Here is a 14,416-nt window from a genome sequence, read left to right as displayed (position 1 = left end):
GCTGATGCCAAGACCAATAGCCGAGTTTTGCTGTGCGTACCCAGCCAACGGCCACGCCGAGATTGGTCAATCTAAGTCAGCAGGGCCGAAAGCGCCGGCGACGCCAGTGAAGCGGCCGCTATGCATAGAAGTGCAATAGCGACGACGCCATCCTATTGGCGCTCGGAGCGCGTTCACGTTTGCTGCGATTTCAGTTGCTTATCCCAACGATGAAAATCCAAAGGTGAAGCAGGCCCCCAAGGCGAGCGCCCAGGGCTTGCGCGGCCGATCAGCGCCCTCGCCGGGACAGCGAAACAATCAGCGCCCGTCGGCGAGCTCCTCCAACCCCCGTTTTGCCGGCTCTATCCCCCAAGCCATCACCGCGACGATCTGAATCAGCAGAAGGCCGATCATCAGGGATGTCACACCACCTATGCCATAGGCCCTGAACAATCCGAGCACGATGAACGGAGACACGATAGTCGCACCGCGCCCGAGCATGTTGCAAATGCCGTTGGCACGGAGCCGGACTTCGGTCGGGAACAATTCGGGGGTGTAGACGCCGTAGAGCAGCGCGACCAGGACATAGATTGACAGTAGCAGGCAGAACCCGATGGCGACGAAGGCCACGGGATCGGAAAGCATGGGATAGATCAGGCCGAACGCGATCGTGGACACCGATCCGCCGACGATCGTTGGCCGTCGACCGGCACGGTCCGCCAGGACACTCCCCAATGCGCAACCGATCGGCGCGGCCAACGACATGACAAGAGTATAAGCGAACGACTTCGCCAGCGTCATGCCCTGTTGAACGAAGAAGGTCGGCAGCCAAGTCACGAAGCCGAAGATCAGGGTATTGATCACGATCAGAACGATCGACCCGAGGATCAAGCGGGGCAGCAGGACCGGCCCGAACAATTCCGCCGCGCTGAAGCTCTTGACCGCGGCGGGGGGCGGCAATGGCGGCAAGGCGGACGCACCACACTCCTTCTCGATTTCGGCGACGATGGCTTCCGCTTCCTCGGTACGACCCTTGGTTTCGAGCCAGCGCGGCGATTCCGGCAAGGCCTTTCTGAGGTACCAGACAAACAGCGCGCCAGCGCCGGCGATGAGGAACATCGCGCGCCAGCCGACCAGTGGAATTAGGGCCGAACCCAACAGGGTCGTGGCGGGCAGGCCGCTCACCACGATCATGGCCATCAGCGCCAGCCACTTGCCACGCGACGCGGGGGGCACGAATTCCGTGAGCGAAGAGTAGCCGACGACGATTTCGGCGCCGAGGCCGAGTCCCATCAGCAGTCGGGCTGCGATCAGCCATTCCATGGACGGCGCGAACGCGGCCCCTAGAGAAGCGATCCCGAACAGGAGCAGATTGAACTGGTAGGTGAAGCGCCGTCCATAGGAGTCACCGAGAAAACCCGCGGCTAGAGCGCCGATCGTCATGCCCATGAAGGTGACCGACACGAATTGCGCATTCTGCGCCAGGGTCGAAAACTTGCTCGCGAGTGTGGCGCCCAGCACGCTGGTGCCGACATACAGATCGTAGCCGTCGAAGAACATCCCGGCCCCGATCAGCCAGAATATTCGTGTGTGGAACGCTGAAATCGGCAAACGGTCGAGCCTGGCTCCCGACTGGACCGACATCGTTGCTGAGGCGGCCGTCAAAGCCGTCGTCTCTGCCACTACACTCATCGTTTCCCCCTGTTTTATTTTCTAGTTTGGTCGATCCATTCCACAATCTGCTCCGGTGAGAGCGGATGCATCGTGACGAAGGGCGCTTCTGGTCCGAGCGCATCCTGGATGGCGGAGATCACGCAGGCCGCCGCGGGTATCGTGCCACCCTCGCCGGCGCCCTTGGCTCCGATCGGATTGCGCGGCGACGGCGTCTCGATGTGATGGATCTCGATATCCGGCATCTCGGCAGCGCCTGGCAGCAGGTAATCCGCATAGGTCGCGGTCAACGGCTGCCCCGCCTCGTCGTGCCGCATATGCTCGAACAAGGCGTTGCCGACGCCATGCACGACCCCTCCCCTGATCTGGCCATCGACGATCAGCGGATTGATCAATCTTCCGCAATCATGCGCGACCACGTAGCGGGTGATCCGGGTATCACCGGTTTCAGGATCGATTTCGACTTCGCAGGCCTGAGACCCGTAGGCGAAGGCGAGCTGGTTCGCTTCGAAATAGCCGGTCGCCGCCAGGTCCGGCTCGACGCCGGCGGGGATGGGCACGCCGGCGGAGCCGGACAGAACCCGCGCGATGGTCGATAACGGCACGTTCATGTCGGGCACGCCCACCACGCGAACCTGCCCGTTTTCGATCTCCAGATCGTGCTCGCCCGCCTCCAGCATGTGAGCGGCAACCTTGATCGCCTTGTCGCGCACCTTGCGCGCCGCGATCTCGACCGAAGACCCCGCGGTGACGGCCACGCGACTCGCGATCGTGGAGATCCCAAGCGGAAAGATGCGACTGTCGGCGGCCTTGATGGTCACCTGGGACAGATCGACCCCAAGCGCATCGGCGGCGATCTGGGCCAACGTCGTCGCATGCCCCTGGCCCTGGCTCGCAGCGCCCGTCGCGACCACAACCTTGCCGGCCGGCGTGACGCGGACCGAGGCGCCCTCGAACGGCCCAAGCCCGGTGTCCTCGACGCAGGACGCAAAGCCGAGTCCAAGCAGACGGCCGCGAGCCGCAGCTTCGGCGCGGCGCCGCGCGAAGCCGGCGGCACCGATCTTGTCGAGCACGAGCGACAGCGCCTTCGCGTAATCCCCGCTGTCATATGCGACCGGTGAGCCGTCGCGCATTTTTCCGCCCGTCACATAGGGCATCTGCTCGGCGCGGACAAAACTGCGGCGGCGCACTTCCTCGCGCGGCAGATTCAAACGTCGGGCAACGGTATCGGCAAGGCGCTCCAGCACAAAGGCGGCGTTGGGTCTGCCCGCGCCCCGCACTGGCGACGTCGGCACCAGATTGGTCAGGACGACGTCGATCGACAGATCGAACGCGGCAAGGGCGTAAGGGCCCGGAAAGGACGCCAGGGCCGTGGCCGGCAGAATGAGTCCATAAGGCGCATAGGCGCCGTTGTCATGAATGCAGTGGCCGCGTACGCCCAACATGCGGCCGGTCGCATCGCAGGCGACCTCCAGCGACCAGAACTGGTCGCGCTGCTGCGTGGTGGCAAGGAAGTGCTCCTGCCGGTCTTCGATCCACTTGACCGGACGGCCGCAGGCGAGCGCGGCAAGCGCGACGGCGAATTCTTCCGGATAGACATTGGCCTTGGGGCCGAACCCGCCGCCGACGTCCGGCGCCGTGACGCGAATATCGGCTTCATCGCGGCCGAGATATGTCGCCAGATGCCGCCGCACCATGTAGGGCGACTGCGACGAGGTCCAGAGCGACAATTCGCCTGATCGGGGCTCCGGCGCCGCGACAACGCCGCGACATTCCATGGCATGGCAACCCCCGCGATGGATTTCGAACGTCTCGCTGAACCGATGCGCCGCTGCGGCGAAGACCGCGTCGACATTGCCATGAGATCCGCGCAGCGTGGCGATCACGTTGCTCTCCCGGCCCGAATGGGCCCGCGGCGCGCCGTCCGCAACGCCTTGGCGTGCGTTTGCGACCACCGGGAGATGCTCGATGTCGAGTTCGACCGCGGCCAGGGCGTCCTCGGCCTCGGCGCGGCTGTCGGCGAGAACCATAGCGATCGCCTCACCGACATAGCGAACCTCGTCAACGGCAAGCGGGCTGCAGGTAACCGGGCTCTTCAGCAGGGGATGAGGCGCCATCGCCGGCATCGGCCCTGAACCGAAGCCGGCAAAATCCGCCATCGCATAGACCGCGCGCACGCCCGGCATCGACAGCGCAGCCGACGGATCGAGGTTCCTGACCCGGCCGTGCGCGACCGACGAACGGAGGAAGACGGCGTGCAGCATGCCGGGAAGGACGACGTCGTCGACATAGGTCCCCCTGCCCGTGAGAAGACGGGGATCTTCGAGGCGCGGAACGGCGGCGCCGAAATAGCGCGTGCTCATCGCGTCCCCCTGCGCGCTTTGGCTGCATCCAGCGCCGCATCGACAATGGCCTGATAGCCGGTGCAGCGACAGAGATTGCCCGACAGCACGTCCCTGATCTGCTCGCGCGTCGGCGAAGCTTCGACGCGCAGAAGAGCCTCGATCGTCATCAACATGCCCGGCGTGCAGAAGCCACATTGCAGCGCGTGACGATCACGGAAGGCCTGCTGGAGCTCCGAGAGCGACTCTGGCGTTCCCAAGCTCTCGACAGTCTCCACCTTCGCGCCATCGGCTTGAACGGCGAGCATCAGGCAGGCGCGCGCGGGCCGCCCGTCCACGATGATCGTGCAAGCGCCGCACACCCCATGTTCGCAGCCGACATGCGTACCGGTCAGCCCGATGGCCTGACGCAGGAAATCGGCAAGGTTGACGCGGGCCTGGACCTCGGCCTCGACGGCTTCGCCGTTGACGGTCAGATGGATCTTCCGGGCGCTCATACCGCTTCCCTCGCGGGGCGGGCGGCCTCGGCGAGCGCGCGCCGGGTCACGACGCCGGCAAGGCGCCGCCGATAAGCGGCGGAGACATGCACATCCGCCATCGCATCGAGCGCGCTCGCTTGGGCGGCCACCTCGGCCAGCAGCGCCTCGCTGAATGTCTGCCCCACCAGCGTCCGCTCAGCTTCAACCAGCCTGATCGGCGCAGGCTCAACACCGAACACGACGATCGCAGCGCGCCCGATGCGAGCATCTTCCGCAAATTCGAGCAGCGCACCCGCGCCGGCGATGGCGAAATCGCCGCGCCTGCGCGCATATTCGCTGAAACCGTAGCCGTGGCCGGCCGGCCAGCGGCGCAACCTTATCGACTGCAGATATTCCCGTTCTTCGAGCGCAGATTCGAGATAGCCCTTGAACCAGTCGCCGCCCTTCACGATGCGCGCGCCGTTTGGCCCCGCGACGTCGAACTCGGCGTCGAGCAGCGCGCACAGGGCCGGCAATTCCGCCGCTGGATCCAGATGGCAGCAGCTTCCTCCGATCGTGCCGCGTGAACGTGTCTGGAAGTGACCAACATGAGCCAGCGCCTGGCGAATGATCGGCGCCGTTGCGGCGAGCTCCGCGGATGCGTGCAGATCGCACTGCCGCGTCATGGCCCCAAGCACAACGTCGTCCGCGGAAAGGCGGATGCCGGCGAGATCCGGAATGCGGTTGATGTCGATCAGGTGGTCGGGCGCGACCACACGGAAATTCAACATCGGCACCAGCGACTGGCCACCCGCCAAAAGCTTGGCGTTCTCAAGCTCTGCGAGCAACCCGATCAGATCATCGCGGCTGCGCGGATCGTGATAGGCGAACGGAGGCGCTTTCATCGCCGGCTCCCTAGGGCACGATCGGCGAGCGCGAGAGCGCCGACAACACACGCTTGCGCGCGCGGCCGGCGTGGCGCGCCAGAATGCGCCCCGCCCGCTTGCCATCGCGCGCCTGCAGCGCCGTGATGATCTCGCAGTGCTCGGCGATCAGCGCCTCCTGCTGGCCGCCGGCCTCGCTGCTGCTGATGCTCACAATGACGAGACGATCGAACTGTTCGATCAGATCGATGGCCGCGTCGCGCATGCGCTGGTTCGTGCACAGACCCGCGATCGCCAGATGAAATTCGCGGTTGTATTGCACAAAGGTCGGCTCGGCCTCCGCTACCCCAGCAGCGAAACCGTCGATGGAGCGGAAGTGATCGAGGCCACGCAGGGCCTCATCGGTCGCCTCGGATGCCACGCTCGCCGCGCAGGCAGGTTCGAGGATAGCGCGGAATTCGAACAGATCGCGCGCGTCCGCAATCGAGATCGGCGCGGCTCGATAGCCCTTGCGCGGGCTGATCACCACCAGCCCCTCAGCCTCCAGCCGCAGCAGCGCGTCGCGGACCGGCGAGCGGGACACCGCGAAACGCTCGGCGATCTCGGCGTCCCTGATCTCGGCGCCGGGGCGGATGGCGCAGCTCAACAGCTCCCGGCGGAGAACACCATAGATATCAGAGCGCATCAGCTGGTAGGGAATTTCGTTCATCTGATATATTATAGACTTCTTGCCGTGACTGACAAGCCACTGAAAATACTTTCCGTCTGCGCTCGGATAAGCTAGATCGGGATAGGTATAGGCTAGATTTTTTCTTGCCATAATATTCCAAGGAGTCGCACGTGGAGCTCAAACCAGTCACCCTTGCCGCAGATCGCCTGACGGCGGTTCAGGCGGGTTCGGGCCCCGATCTTCTGGTCATTCATTCGCTTCTGGCAGACCGGACGGCCTTCAATCCCGTCCTGCCCTGGCTCACGCAGCGTTTTCGCGTCACCCTCGTGAACCTGCCCGGCTTCCACGGCTCGGCCTGCATCCCGCCGGGCATCGAGGGCTACGCAGATCATCTCGCCCAACTCTTCACACCTCAGGGCCTGTCTGAACAGACCGTGGTGATCGGCAACGGGTTCGGCGGCACGGTTGCAGTCGCGATGGCGCTGCGGCACGGCGCGAAGTTCGGCAAGCTCGTCCTTTCCGACGTAGCTGCCGGTTTTCCGCCGGAAGGCCGCAAAGCCTTTGAACTGATGGCCGCCAAGGTGGCGAACGAGGGTATCGGTTCGGTCGCGACGATTTCGGCCAGCCGCGTCTTCCACGAGTCTTATCTCGCCGCGCATCCCGGTGCCGTCGACGAGCGGCGACGCGTATTGCTCGGCATCGATCCCCACGGCTTCATCGCGGCCTGTCGCAGCTTGATGACGGCGGACCTGACGCCGCAGCTCGGCGCGATCCGCAAACCCACGCGCGTCGTGTGCGGTGAGCTCGATGCCGCCACCCCGCCTCCCCTCTGCCGGTTGCTGGCCGACAAGATCCCTGGCGCGTCCTATCGTGAACTGCCGGGATGCGGGCACTGTCCGCCCCTCGAGCAGCCGGAGGCCTTCATTCGGTCGATCGAAGATTTCCTGTCATGACAGGCCCGCACCGGCGCCGTCCTATCCCGGCACCTGTGAGCGGTACCAATCGAGGATCTCGGCCCCGGTCCACATCACGACGCCGTCGTGGCCGAGAATGTAGTCGTAAAGCATCTCGAGATATTTGATCCGGTGCGGCACACCCGTCAGATAAGGGTGGATGGAAATGGCCATCACGCGCGGCGCCTTGGCGCCATCGAAATAGAGCCGATCGAATTGATCACGGCCGCGGCTCAGGATTTCGTCTGAGGGCTGCTGCTGTACCGCGCTGATGACGACGTCATTGATTTCGACCGTGTAGGGAACGGAGATGATGTCGCCGTGGCGCGTCTTCAGGGGAATCGGCTGCTCGTCGAGCACCCAATCGGCGACATATTCGATGCCGGCTTCAGCGAGCAGGTCCAGCGTCTCGTCGGTCTCGGTGAGGCCCGGGCTTTCCCAGCCGCGGGGCGGCCTGCCGGTGAATTTCGTGATCGCAGCGATCGTGTCGGCGATCGCCGACTTCTGGTCCTCGACCTTGTGCATCGGCTTCTGCACGAAGCCGTGCCCCATGAAATCCCATCCCGCGTCCCGCGCCGCCTCGCATGCTTCGGAATAAACCTCGCAGACGGAGCCGTTGAGCGCGAACGTCGCCTTCAGATTCCGGCTGCCCAGCGCTTCCATGAATCGCCAGAAACCGACACGCATGCCGTATTCGTGCCAGGCCCAGTTGGGAACGTCAGGCAGCAGCGGCTGCCCCATCGGCGGCGGCAGCACGGCGCGCGGCATCGCACCGTTAGGACTCCAGTTCTCCACATTGACGATGGTCCACACCGCCACCCGCGCATCGTTAGGGAGCTTGAGCGCCGGTCTACGGTGGATCGGGCTGTAGGACAGCCGGTTGCGAAGACTATTGCCGACGGGCTCGGACATCTCTTCCTCTCTTTCAACCTTCGCACAGCAGCTTCAGCGCCGTGCCGCAGCAGATGCATTGACGTTCCTGCGGTGCGATCGCGGGAACCGCGTCTATCGTCGCACCGGGATCAGCATCGGCCATATCGAAGGGCGCATCGGTTCCGATGCAGATGTGATCGGCGCCGACAAGGTCGATGAGGTAACGCAGCGCCTGCGGCTCGAAAACGAGGCTGTCGAAATAGATCCGCTTGAGCAGCTCCTTCGGGGAGGACTTGCTGATGCCGTTGGCTTCGCTGCGCACCGCGTGTCCGTGGACGAGCCGTCCGATCTGGTAGGGCGCAAAGCCGCCACCATGCGCCAGGACGAGCTTCAGGTCGGGCAGTTCATCGAGCCGGCCGGAGAACATGAGATTGGCCAGCATTACCGTCGTGTCCAGCGGATTGCCGATGAGATTGGTGAGATAGTAGTTTTCGAGCCCGCTCTTGGCCCCGACATAATAAGGATGCGCGAAGACGAAGACGTTGAGCTCGCTGGCGCGGCGCAGCAACGGACGAAAGCGCTCCTCGGCGAGCTGCGCGCCTTCGATCGAGGTGCCGATCTCCACGGCCCTGAACCCGTAGGCGCGAACGACGCGCTCGAGTTCGGCGACGGCGGCATCCGGATGCTGCATCGGCACAGTCGCCATGCCGCGCAATCGGGCCGGCTGGACGCCGACCATGTCTGCCACGCCATCATTGACGAGGCCGGCGACTTCAAGCGCCAGATCGGCATCGGCCCAGTAATAGAACATTGGCGGCGCCGGCGAGATCACGGAGATCTCGATGCCCTTGCAGTCCATGGCGGCGAGCTTGGCCCCTGTCTGACGAAATTCCTCGAACAAGGGATAGACGTAGCCCTGGTCATGAATGATCTTGCGCGCAGCACCTTCGCCTTCGACACGCGCACGGAAGCGCTTGGGATCGGCGGCGATGGCGCTGACGATGCGATCGGGAATGACGTGGCTATGGATGTCGATCTTCATGCAGTCGGGCCTCAATGCACGCCGAGGAAGCGTATCAGCGATTGGGGATTATCGACCAGAGCCGACGCATCCGCCTCGTGGACGATCTTTCCGGTCTCGATGACGTAGACGCGGTCTGCGACCGCAAGCGCGCTGTAGAGGTTCTGCTCGACCAGCAGAATCGCCAGACCCGCCTCCTTCAGCCGCGCGATGATCCCTTCCAGATGCTGGACCATGACCGGCGCCAGTCCTTCCGAGGGCTCATCCATCAGGATGAGTTCAGGGTCGATCATCAGCGCGCGCGCCACGGCGAGCATCTGTCGCTCGCCGCCCGAGAGCTGGTTGCCGCGGTGCTGGCGCCGCTCCGCCAGCCGCGGGAACAGCTCCATGACGCGATCGACGGTCCAGCCGTCGCGAGCGCGGACGGACTTGATCATGGTGAGATGTTCGGTAACGGTGAGCGAGGGGAACAACCGCCGCCCTTGCGGCACCAGCGCGATCTTGCGCCCGGCGATCTCGTGCGACGTCATACCGGTCAGGACTTCGCCCTTCCACGCCACGCTGCCCTGGCGCACCTGGGGCGCCGACAAGCCCATCACCGAGCGGATCAGGCTGGTCTTGCCCATGCCGTTACGGCCGAGCAGCGCGACCACCTCGCGGTCACGCACCGTGAGCGAAGCCCCCTGCACCACATGGGCCTCGCCATAGAAACTATGAAGATCGCGGATCTCAAGCATGACGGTGCGCCTTGCCGAGATAGACGTCCTGGATGTCAACGTTACCGCGAATCTCTGCCGGTGCCCCCTCGGCCAGGAACCGGCCGTTGTTGAGGCAGGTCACCCAGTCCACCAGGGAGAGCACCAGGTCCATATCGTGCTCGATCAGGACGATGGTGATCTCCGCCGGCAGACTGCGGATGACGTCGGCGACGATGACACGCTCGGCCGGCGAGAGGCCGGCGGCGGGCTCATCGAGCAGCAGCAGCCGGGGATTCGGCGCCAGCGCCATCGCCATCTCGAGCTGGCGCTGCTCGCCATACGACAATTCGCTCACCAGCGATCTTGCACGTGGACCGAGCCGCGATAAACCGAGGGCGCGGTCAGCCTGGCCGCGTTCGGTATCGGTCAGCCCGCCCGAACCGAGCAGCGAAAACTTGCGCGGCGTCAGGCCGCAAAGCGCGAGCTGCATGTTTTGCTCGACCGTCAGGCTCGGAAACAGATTGGTGATCTGGAAGGTGCGGCTGATGCCGCAAGCGGCTCGGCGGTGAGGCGGCATCCTCGTGATGTCGCATCCATCGAATTCGACGCGGCCGGACGTCGGAGGTACCACGCCCGTGATGGCGTTGAACAGCGTGGTCTTGCCGGCCCCATTGGGGCCGATGATGGCTCGTCGCTCGCCACGTTTGACCCGCAGGGTCACGTCGTCAACCGCCTTCAACGCATCGAAGGAGACGCCGACGTGGTCGAGCTTGAGGATAGTGTCCGGCACGCGCTTTCTCGTCAACAGGCGGAACGTAGCGGCCGGCGAGCCGGCCGTCTTTGATGGTCTCAGGTCTTCTTGATGCCCTGGAAATCCCGCGAATAGGGCGGCTGCCTCATGTAAGTCGCGGGGTCGTACTTCCAGAACTGCGACACCTGCGGATAACCCCCGATCGGGACATTCCAGAATTTGCCGTCCTTGTTCTTCATGGTCTTGCGGATGACGACGTCGTAAACGGGATTGCCGTAGTCGTCGAAGCGAACCGCCTTGCCGAGCGGGCTGTCCGGAAGGTCGGTCTTGAGCACGGTGTCGAGGAAGACATCGCGGTCTTCGACCTTGCCGTTGATCGCGTTGATCGCCTTGGCCACCCACATCGCGCCGACATAATGCGAAAAGGCGTAAAGCGAGGGGATCTTGCTGAACTTGTCGGAATAAGTCCTGACGAACGCGTGGGTCGCCGGCAGATCGGCGCCCTCGGCAAAATGGGCGGAGGTGACGATCCCCTCGCACTCGGCGCCCATCGTCCGGATGACCGACTGGTCGGTCGCATTCTGCGATCCCAGCAGCGGTATCTGATCCTTCAGACCGAAGCTTGCATATTGCTGGATCAAGCGCGTGGCGTCTGCGCCGGTCTGCATCGCGAACACCACGTCGGCCTTCACACCCGCCACCTGACCAAGATAGGGGCTGAAATCGGACGTGTTCAGCGGATGCCAGAACTGGCCGACCACCGTGCCGCCGCCTTCCGTGAAAGTCTGTGCGAAGCCGCCGCACTGCTCGTGGCCAAACGTGTAGTCCTGGGAGATCATCGCGACCCTGCGGTAGCCCTGCTTCAGCGCCCAGTCCGCAAGAGGCCGCGAGAACTGGCTGGCGCTGTAACCGCCGGCGCGGATCACGTTCTTGATCCTGGCGCGCTGAGTGAGATCGTCGGCCGCGATCACCGGAATGAAGTACGGCGTCCCGTTGCCCTTGACGTAGTTGGCAACGGCAAGGCCGGTGTTGGCCAGAAGATTGCCGAAGAGCATGTCCACCTTCGCCTGCTCGACGAGGCGTCGCGCCTTCTGCAGCGCCGTGTCCGGATTGGAAGCGTCGTCTTCGACGATGATCTCAACCTTGCGGCCGCCCGCCTGGTTGCCTGCGCTCTCCCAGAACAGCGAAAAGCCATCGATGATCTCGCGGCCGCCGGCTGCCACGACACCGGTCTGCGGCGCCATCAGTCCGATACGGATCGGCGCTGCTTGGGCCCGCGCCAGGAAGGGGGCGGATAGAACGCCGGTGCCGGCTGCGAGCGTAAGGCCGGTCGTTTTCAGGAAGCGTCTGCGGTCCATCGTCTAACCTCCGGAATGATTTGGTTTCGAGGAACGGGAACGCCGGCGTGCGAGCAGAAGGCGCGCGCGGCCGACCACGCCTTCCGGCGCGAAGATCATGATGAGCACGAAGGCGATCCCGAGCACGCTCGGCCACCGCGCGGTGTAGGCGCTGACGGCGTTTTCCAGGACGATGATGCCGGCGGCTCCGACGAAGGAACCGAGCAGCGTGCCGACGCCGCCGGTGATGGCCATCAGCAGAGCGGAGACCGACTGCGACAGCTGCACGGTCGAGGGACTGACGAAATTGTTGAACAAGACGTAGAGGCCGCCGGCGACGCCTGCGAAGAATCCGGACAACACGAATGCCACGAACAGGTGGAGCGGAACGTTGTAGCCGAGGCTTCGCATACGACTTTCGGAATCGCGGATTCCGCGCAAGGTGAGCCCGAACGGCGAGTGGACGAGCCGCCACATCAGCCAGGTCAGTGGCGCGACAATGATCAGCACGGCGTAATAGAAGCTGGCATGGTCTGCGATAAAGGCGGGACGACCGACACCGCGCAGCCCGTTTTCGCCGCCCGTGACCGTCGTCCAGCGCAAGCAGACGCCCCATACGATCATGCCGAGCGCCAGCGTCAGCAACAGGAAATAGACGCCAGACGTGCGGATGGCCAGCGCCGCGAACACGCCGGCAAGCGCCGTCGCCGCCAGAATGCCGAGGGCGATGCCGATCCAGATGTCGCCGCCAAGCGTCGAGGTCCAGTAGATCGCGACATAGCTGGAGACGCCGAAAATTGCACCATGACCGAGCGAGGTGCGCCCCGCGAAGCCCGCGAGAATGTCGATCGACATCGCCAGCACGCTGAAGATCAAGACCTGCGTGACGACAGACACCTGGTAACTCGGCAAGACAGCAGGGAGGACGGTCAGGGCCAGGAGTACCAACGCGATCCAGCCAACGGCGCGCGGCTGGCGGAGCGAGCGGGCCGCCGACGATGCAACAGGGGTGAGCGGAGCCGATCTCACGCTACCCTCCCGAACAGGCCGAGTGGCCGGAACGCCAGCAGCAGCGCCATCGGTCCGAAGATCACGAAATAGGCGAGTTCTGGAAACATCACCTGCCCGATCGCGTTCAAAAGGCCCACCAGCAACGCGCCGAGCGCGGCGCCCACGAGGCTGCCGCGTCCGCCGATGATGACGACTGCGAGCGAGAACACCAGGATCTCTGCGTCGGCACTCGGGTAAAGAGTCAGGAAGGCACCACCCACCACCCCGCCGAGGCCTGCCAGAGCCGCCCCGAGCATGAATGTACCCAGGAAAACCCGACGGATGTTGATGCCCATGGCTTCGACCATCTCGGGATCGTCGACACCTGCGCGGATCAGCGCGCCGAGCCGCGTCTTGTTGAGGAGCAGCCACAGCACGGCAAACACCAGCAGGCCGAGAACCAGAACGAAGACGCGATACTTCGGATACATCACGCCGCCAATCCACATGGCGCCTCTCAGGGCCTCCGGGACCGGCACCGAGAACGTGTCTCCGCCCCAGATCACGAGCGAGATGTCGTTGAGAATGAACGCGACGCCGAGTGTGAGCAGCACTTGGCGCAATTCGACGCCGCGCACGAAGCTCAGCAGGCCACGGTCGAGCACCGCCCCTAGCGCTGCGACCAGCGCCATCGCAGCCAACGCTCCCACCACGAAACTTCCGCTGGCCTTTGCCGCCGAATAGCCGGCGAGACCTCCGACCAGATAGAGTGCTCCGTGAGCGAGATTGACGATGCGCAGCAAGCCGAAAATCAAGGTAAAGCCGGACGCGACGATGAAGATCAGGGCCGCGAAGGTCAGGCCGTTCAGGATCTGAAAGAGATTGATCCCCATCATGCCGGAGCTTGGCCCTTCAGCGCGTTCGGACGTTGCGACAGGTACCAGTCGTAAATCTGCTCTCCGGTCCAGAACGTCGCATCGGGATGACGCTTGATATGCTCGATTGCAGCCGCGAAATATTTGAGCCGATGCGGCGCTCCCATGATGTAAGGGTGAACCACCAGTGCCATAATACGCGATGAGGTTTTGGCATCGGCATAGATCTGGTCGAACTGGTCGATGGCACGATCCCGGTATTCCGACGCCTTGTGATGCTGGATCAGCATCATCGCCACGTCGTTACATTCCTGGGTGTACGGCACATTCACGATCGGCTTCGTGCGGGTCTTCAGGACCACCGGCTCATCGTCGAGCACCCAATCGCAGACGTAGTCGAACCCTTCCTCCACCAGGATATCCGACGTCTCCCAGGTCTCGGTCAGCCCGGGACCCAGCCAACCGCGCGGATTCTTGTTCGTGTAGGCGCGGATCGCATCCCGCGTCTTGCGGATGTCCTCGCGCTCATCCGCGACCTTCTGCATGTTCTTCTGGCCGAAGCCGTGACCGATGAATTCCCAGCTCCGATCATGCGCCGCCTTTGCGATCGGCTCATACGTGCCGATCGCCTTGCCATTGATGGCGAGAGCCGCCTTGATATTGAAGCGGTCCAGCACCTCGAGCATGCGCCAGAATCCGACGCGATTGCCGTATTCGTGCCAGGCCCAGTTCGGGATATCGGGCATCGGCGCGCCACCGGCCGGCGGTGTCAACACCGTTCGCGGCATCGTCTCTTTCGGGTCCCATTCCTCCACATTGACGATCACCCAGACGGCGACGCGCGCTGCATCCGGAAGCACCAGCCGCGGGCGGTCCGCGATTGACGAATAGGCCAGACGGTCGGTGGGCAGCAT

General features: G+C 64.0%; 14 protein-coding genes. 1 reads left to right on the top strand and 13 read right to left on the bottom strand.

Annotated features, from left to right (window positions below):
- Nucleotides 1-297: 297 nt before the first annotated feature.
- Genes ACZIRK_RS27655 through ACZIRK_RS27635 form a run of 5 tightly spaced genes read right to left on the bottom strand, consistent with a single transcriptional unit; the run spans nt 298 to nt 6,043 of the window.
- Nucleotides 298-1,671 carry an MFS transporter gene (locus tag ACZIRK_RS27655; RefSeq protein WP_130226068.1) on the bottom strand — a complete coding sequence of 458 codons (1,374 nt, stop codon included), beginning with the start codon at nt 1,669-1,671 and terminating at the stop codon, nt 298-300.
- 14 nt (nt 1,672-1,685) lie between these two features.
- Complete coding sequence (locus ACZIRK_RS27650; RefSeq protein WP_130226067.1) at nt 1,686-4,013, bottom strand: xanthine dehydrogenase family protein molybdopterin-binding subunit; 2,328 nt, start codon at nt 4,011-4,013, stop codon at nt 1,686-1,688.
- Complete coding sequence (locus ACZIRK_RS27645; RefSeq protein WP_028168269.1) at nt 4,010-4,489, bottom strand: (2Fe-2S)-binding protein; 480 nt, start codon at nt 4,487-4,489, stop codon at nt 4,010-4,012. The genes ACZIRK_RS27650 and ACZIRK_RS27645 overlap by 4 nt, the downstream gene beginning before the upstream one ends.
- Nucleotides 4,486-5,355: an FAD binding domain-containing protein gene (locus tag ACZIRK_RS27640; RefSeq protein ID WP_165435224.1), complete on the bottom strand. Its 870-nt coding sequence runs from the start codon at nt 5,353-5,355 to the stop codon at nt 4,486-4,488. The genes ACZIRK_RS27645 and ACZIRK_RS27640 overlap by 4 nt, the downstream gene beginning before the upstream one ends.
- 10 nt (nt 5,356-5,365) lie before the next feature.
- Nucleotides 5,366-6,043, bottom strand: a complete 678-nt coding sequence (locus ACZIRK_RS27635; RefSeq protein ID WP_130226064.1) for a GntR family transcriptional regulator — start codon at nt 6,041-6,043, stop codon at nt 5,366-5,368.
- A gap of 131 nt (nt 6,044-6,174) precedes the next feature.
- On the opposite strand from ACZIRK_RS27635, the gene ACZIRK_RS27630 reads away from it, so the two are divergent.
- Entirely contained in the window at nt 6,175-6,957 is a 783-nt protein-coding gene (locus ACZIRK_RS27630) for an alpha/beta fold hydrolase (RefSeq protein WP_130226063.1), read from the top strand.
- Between the two features lie 21 nt (nt 6,958-6,978).
- Here ACZIRK_RS27630 and ACZIRK_RS27625 read toward each other — a convergent pair whose 3' ends face one another.
- The 8 genes from ACZIRK_RS27625 to ACZIRK_RS27590 are packed head-to-tail and all read right to left on the bottom strand — an operon-like array spanning nt 6,979 to nt 14,416.
- Nucleotides 6,979-7,869 carry a polysaccharide deacetylase family protein gene (locus ACZIRK_RS27625; protein ID WP_474418541.1) on the bottom strand — a complete coding sequence of 297 codons (891 nt, stop codon included), beginning with the start codon at nt 7,867-7,869 and terminating at the stop codon, nt 6,979-6,981.
- Nucleotides 7,870-7,882: 13 nt separating this feature from the next.
- The gene (locus ACZIRK_RS27620; protein ID WP_130226061.1) at nt 7,883-8,872 is read right to left on the bottom strand and encodes an amidohydrolase family protein; all 990 of its coding nucleotides are present in this window, start codon (nt 8,870-8,872) and stop codon (nt 7,883-7,885) included.
- Nucleotides 8,873-8,883: 11 nt separating this feature from the next.
- Nucleotides 8,884-9,588: an ABC transporter ATP-binding protein gene (locus ACZIRK_RS27615; RefSeq protein ID WP_130226060.1), complete on the bottom strand. Its 705-nt coding sequence runs from the start codon at nt 9,586-9,588 to the stop codon at nt 8,884-8,886.
- Nucleotides 9,581-10,339 carry an ABC transporter ATP-binding protein gene (locus ACZIRK_RS27610; protein WP_130226059.1) on the bottom strand — a complete coding sequence of 253 codons (759 nt, stop codon included), beginning with the start codon at nt 10,337-10,339 and terminating at the stop codon, nt 9,581-9,583. The genes ACZIRK_RS27615 and ACZIRK_RS27610 overlap by 8 nt, the downstream gene beginning before the upstream one ends.
- Nucleotides 10,340-10,398: 59 nt before the next feature.
- Nucleotides 10,399-11,658, bottom strand: coding sequence for an ABC transporter substrate-binding protein (locus ACZIRK_RS27605; RefSeq protein ID WP_130226058.1), 1,260 nt, complete (start codon nt 11,656-11,658; stop codon nt 10,399-10,401).
- A 3-nt stretch (nt 11,659-11,661) separates the two neighbouring features.
- Nucleotides 11,662-12,666: a branched-chain amino acid ABC transporter permease gene (locus tag ACZIRK_RS27600; protein ID WP_130226057.1), complete on the bottom strand. Its 1,005-nt coding sequence runs from the start codon at nt 12,664-12,666 to the stop codon at nt 11,662-11,664.
- The gene (locus ACZIRK_RS27595) at nt 12,663-13,523 is read right to left on the bottom strand and encodes a branched-chain amino acid ABC transporter permease (RefSeq protein ID WP_130226056.1); all 861 of its coding nucleotides are present in this window, start codon (nt 13,521-13,523) and stop codon (nt 12,663-12,665) included. The genes ACZIRK_RS27600 and ACZIRK_RS27595 overlap by 4 nt, the downstream gene beginning before the upstream one ends.
- Complete coding sequence (locus ACZIRK_RS27590) at nt 13,520-14,416, bottom strand: polysaccharide deacetylase family protein (protein WP_130226081.1); 897 nt, start codon at nt 14,414-14,416, stop codon at nt 13,520-13,522. The genes ACZIRK_RS27595 and ACZIRK_RS27590 overlap by 4 nt, the downstream gene beginning before the upstream one ends.

Source organism: Bradyrhizobium sp. Leo114, assembly GCF_055229415.2.
Note: the sequence above shows the minus strand (reverse complement) of the source record. Positions and strands in the feature narration are given on the sequence as shown.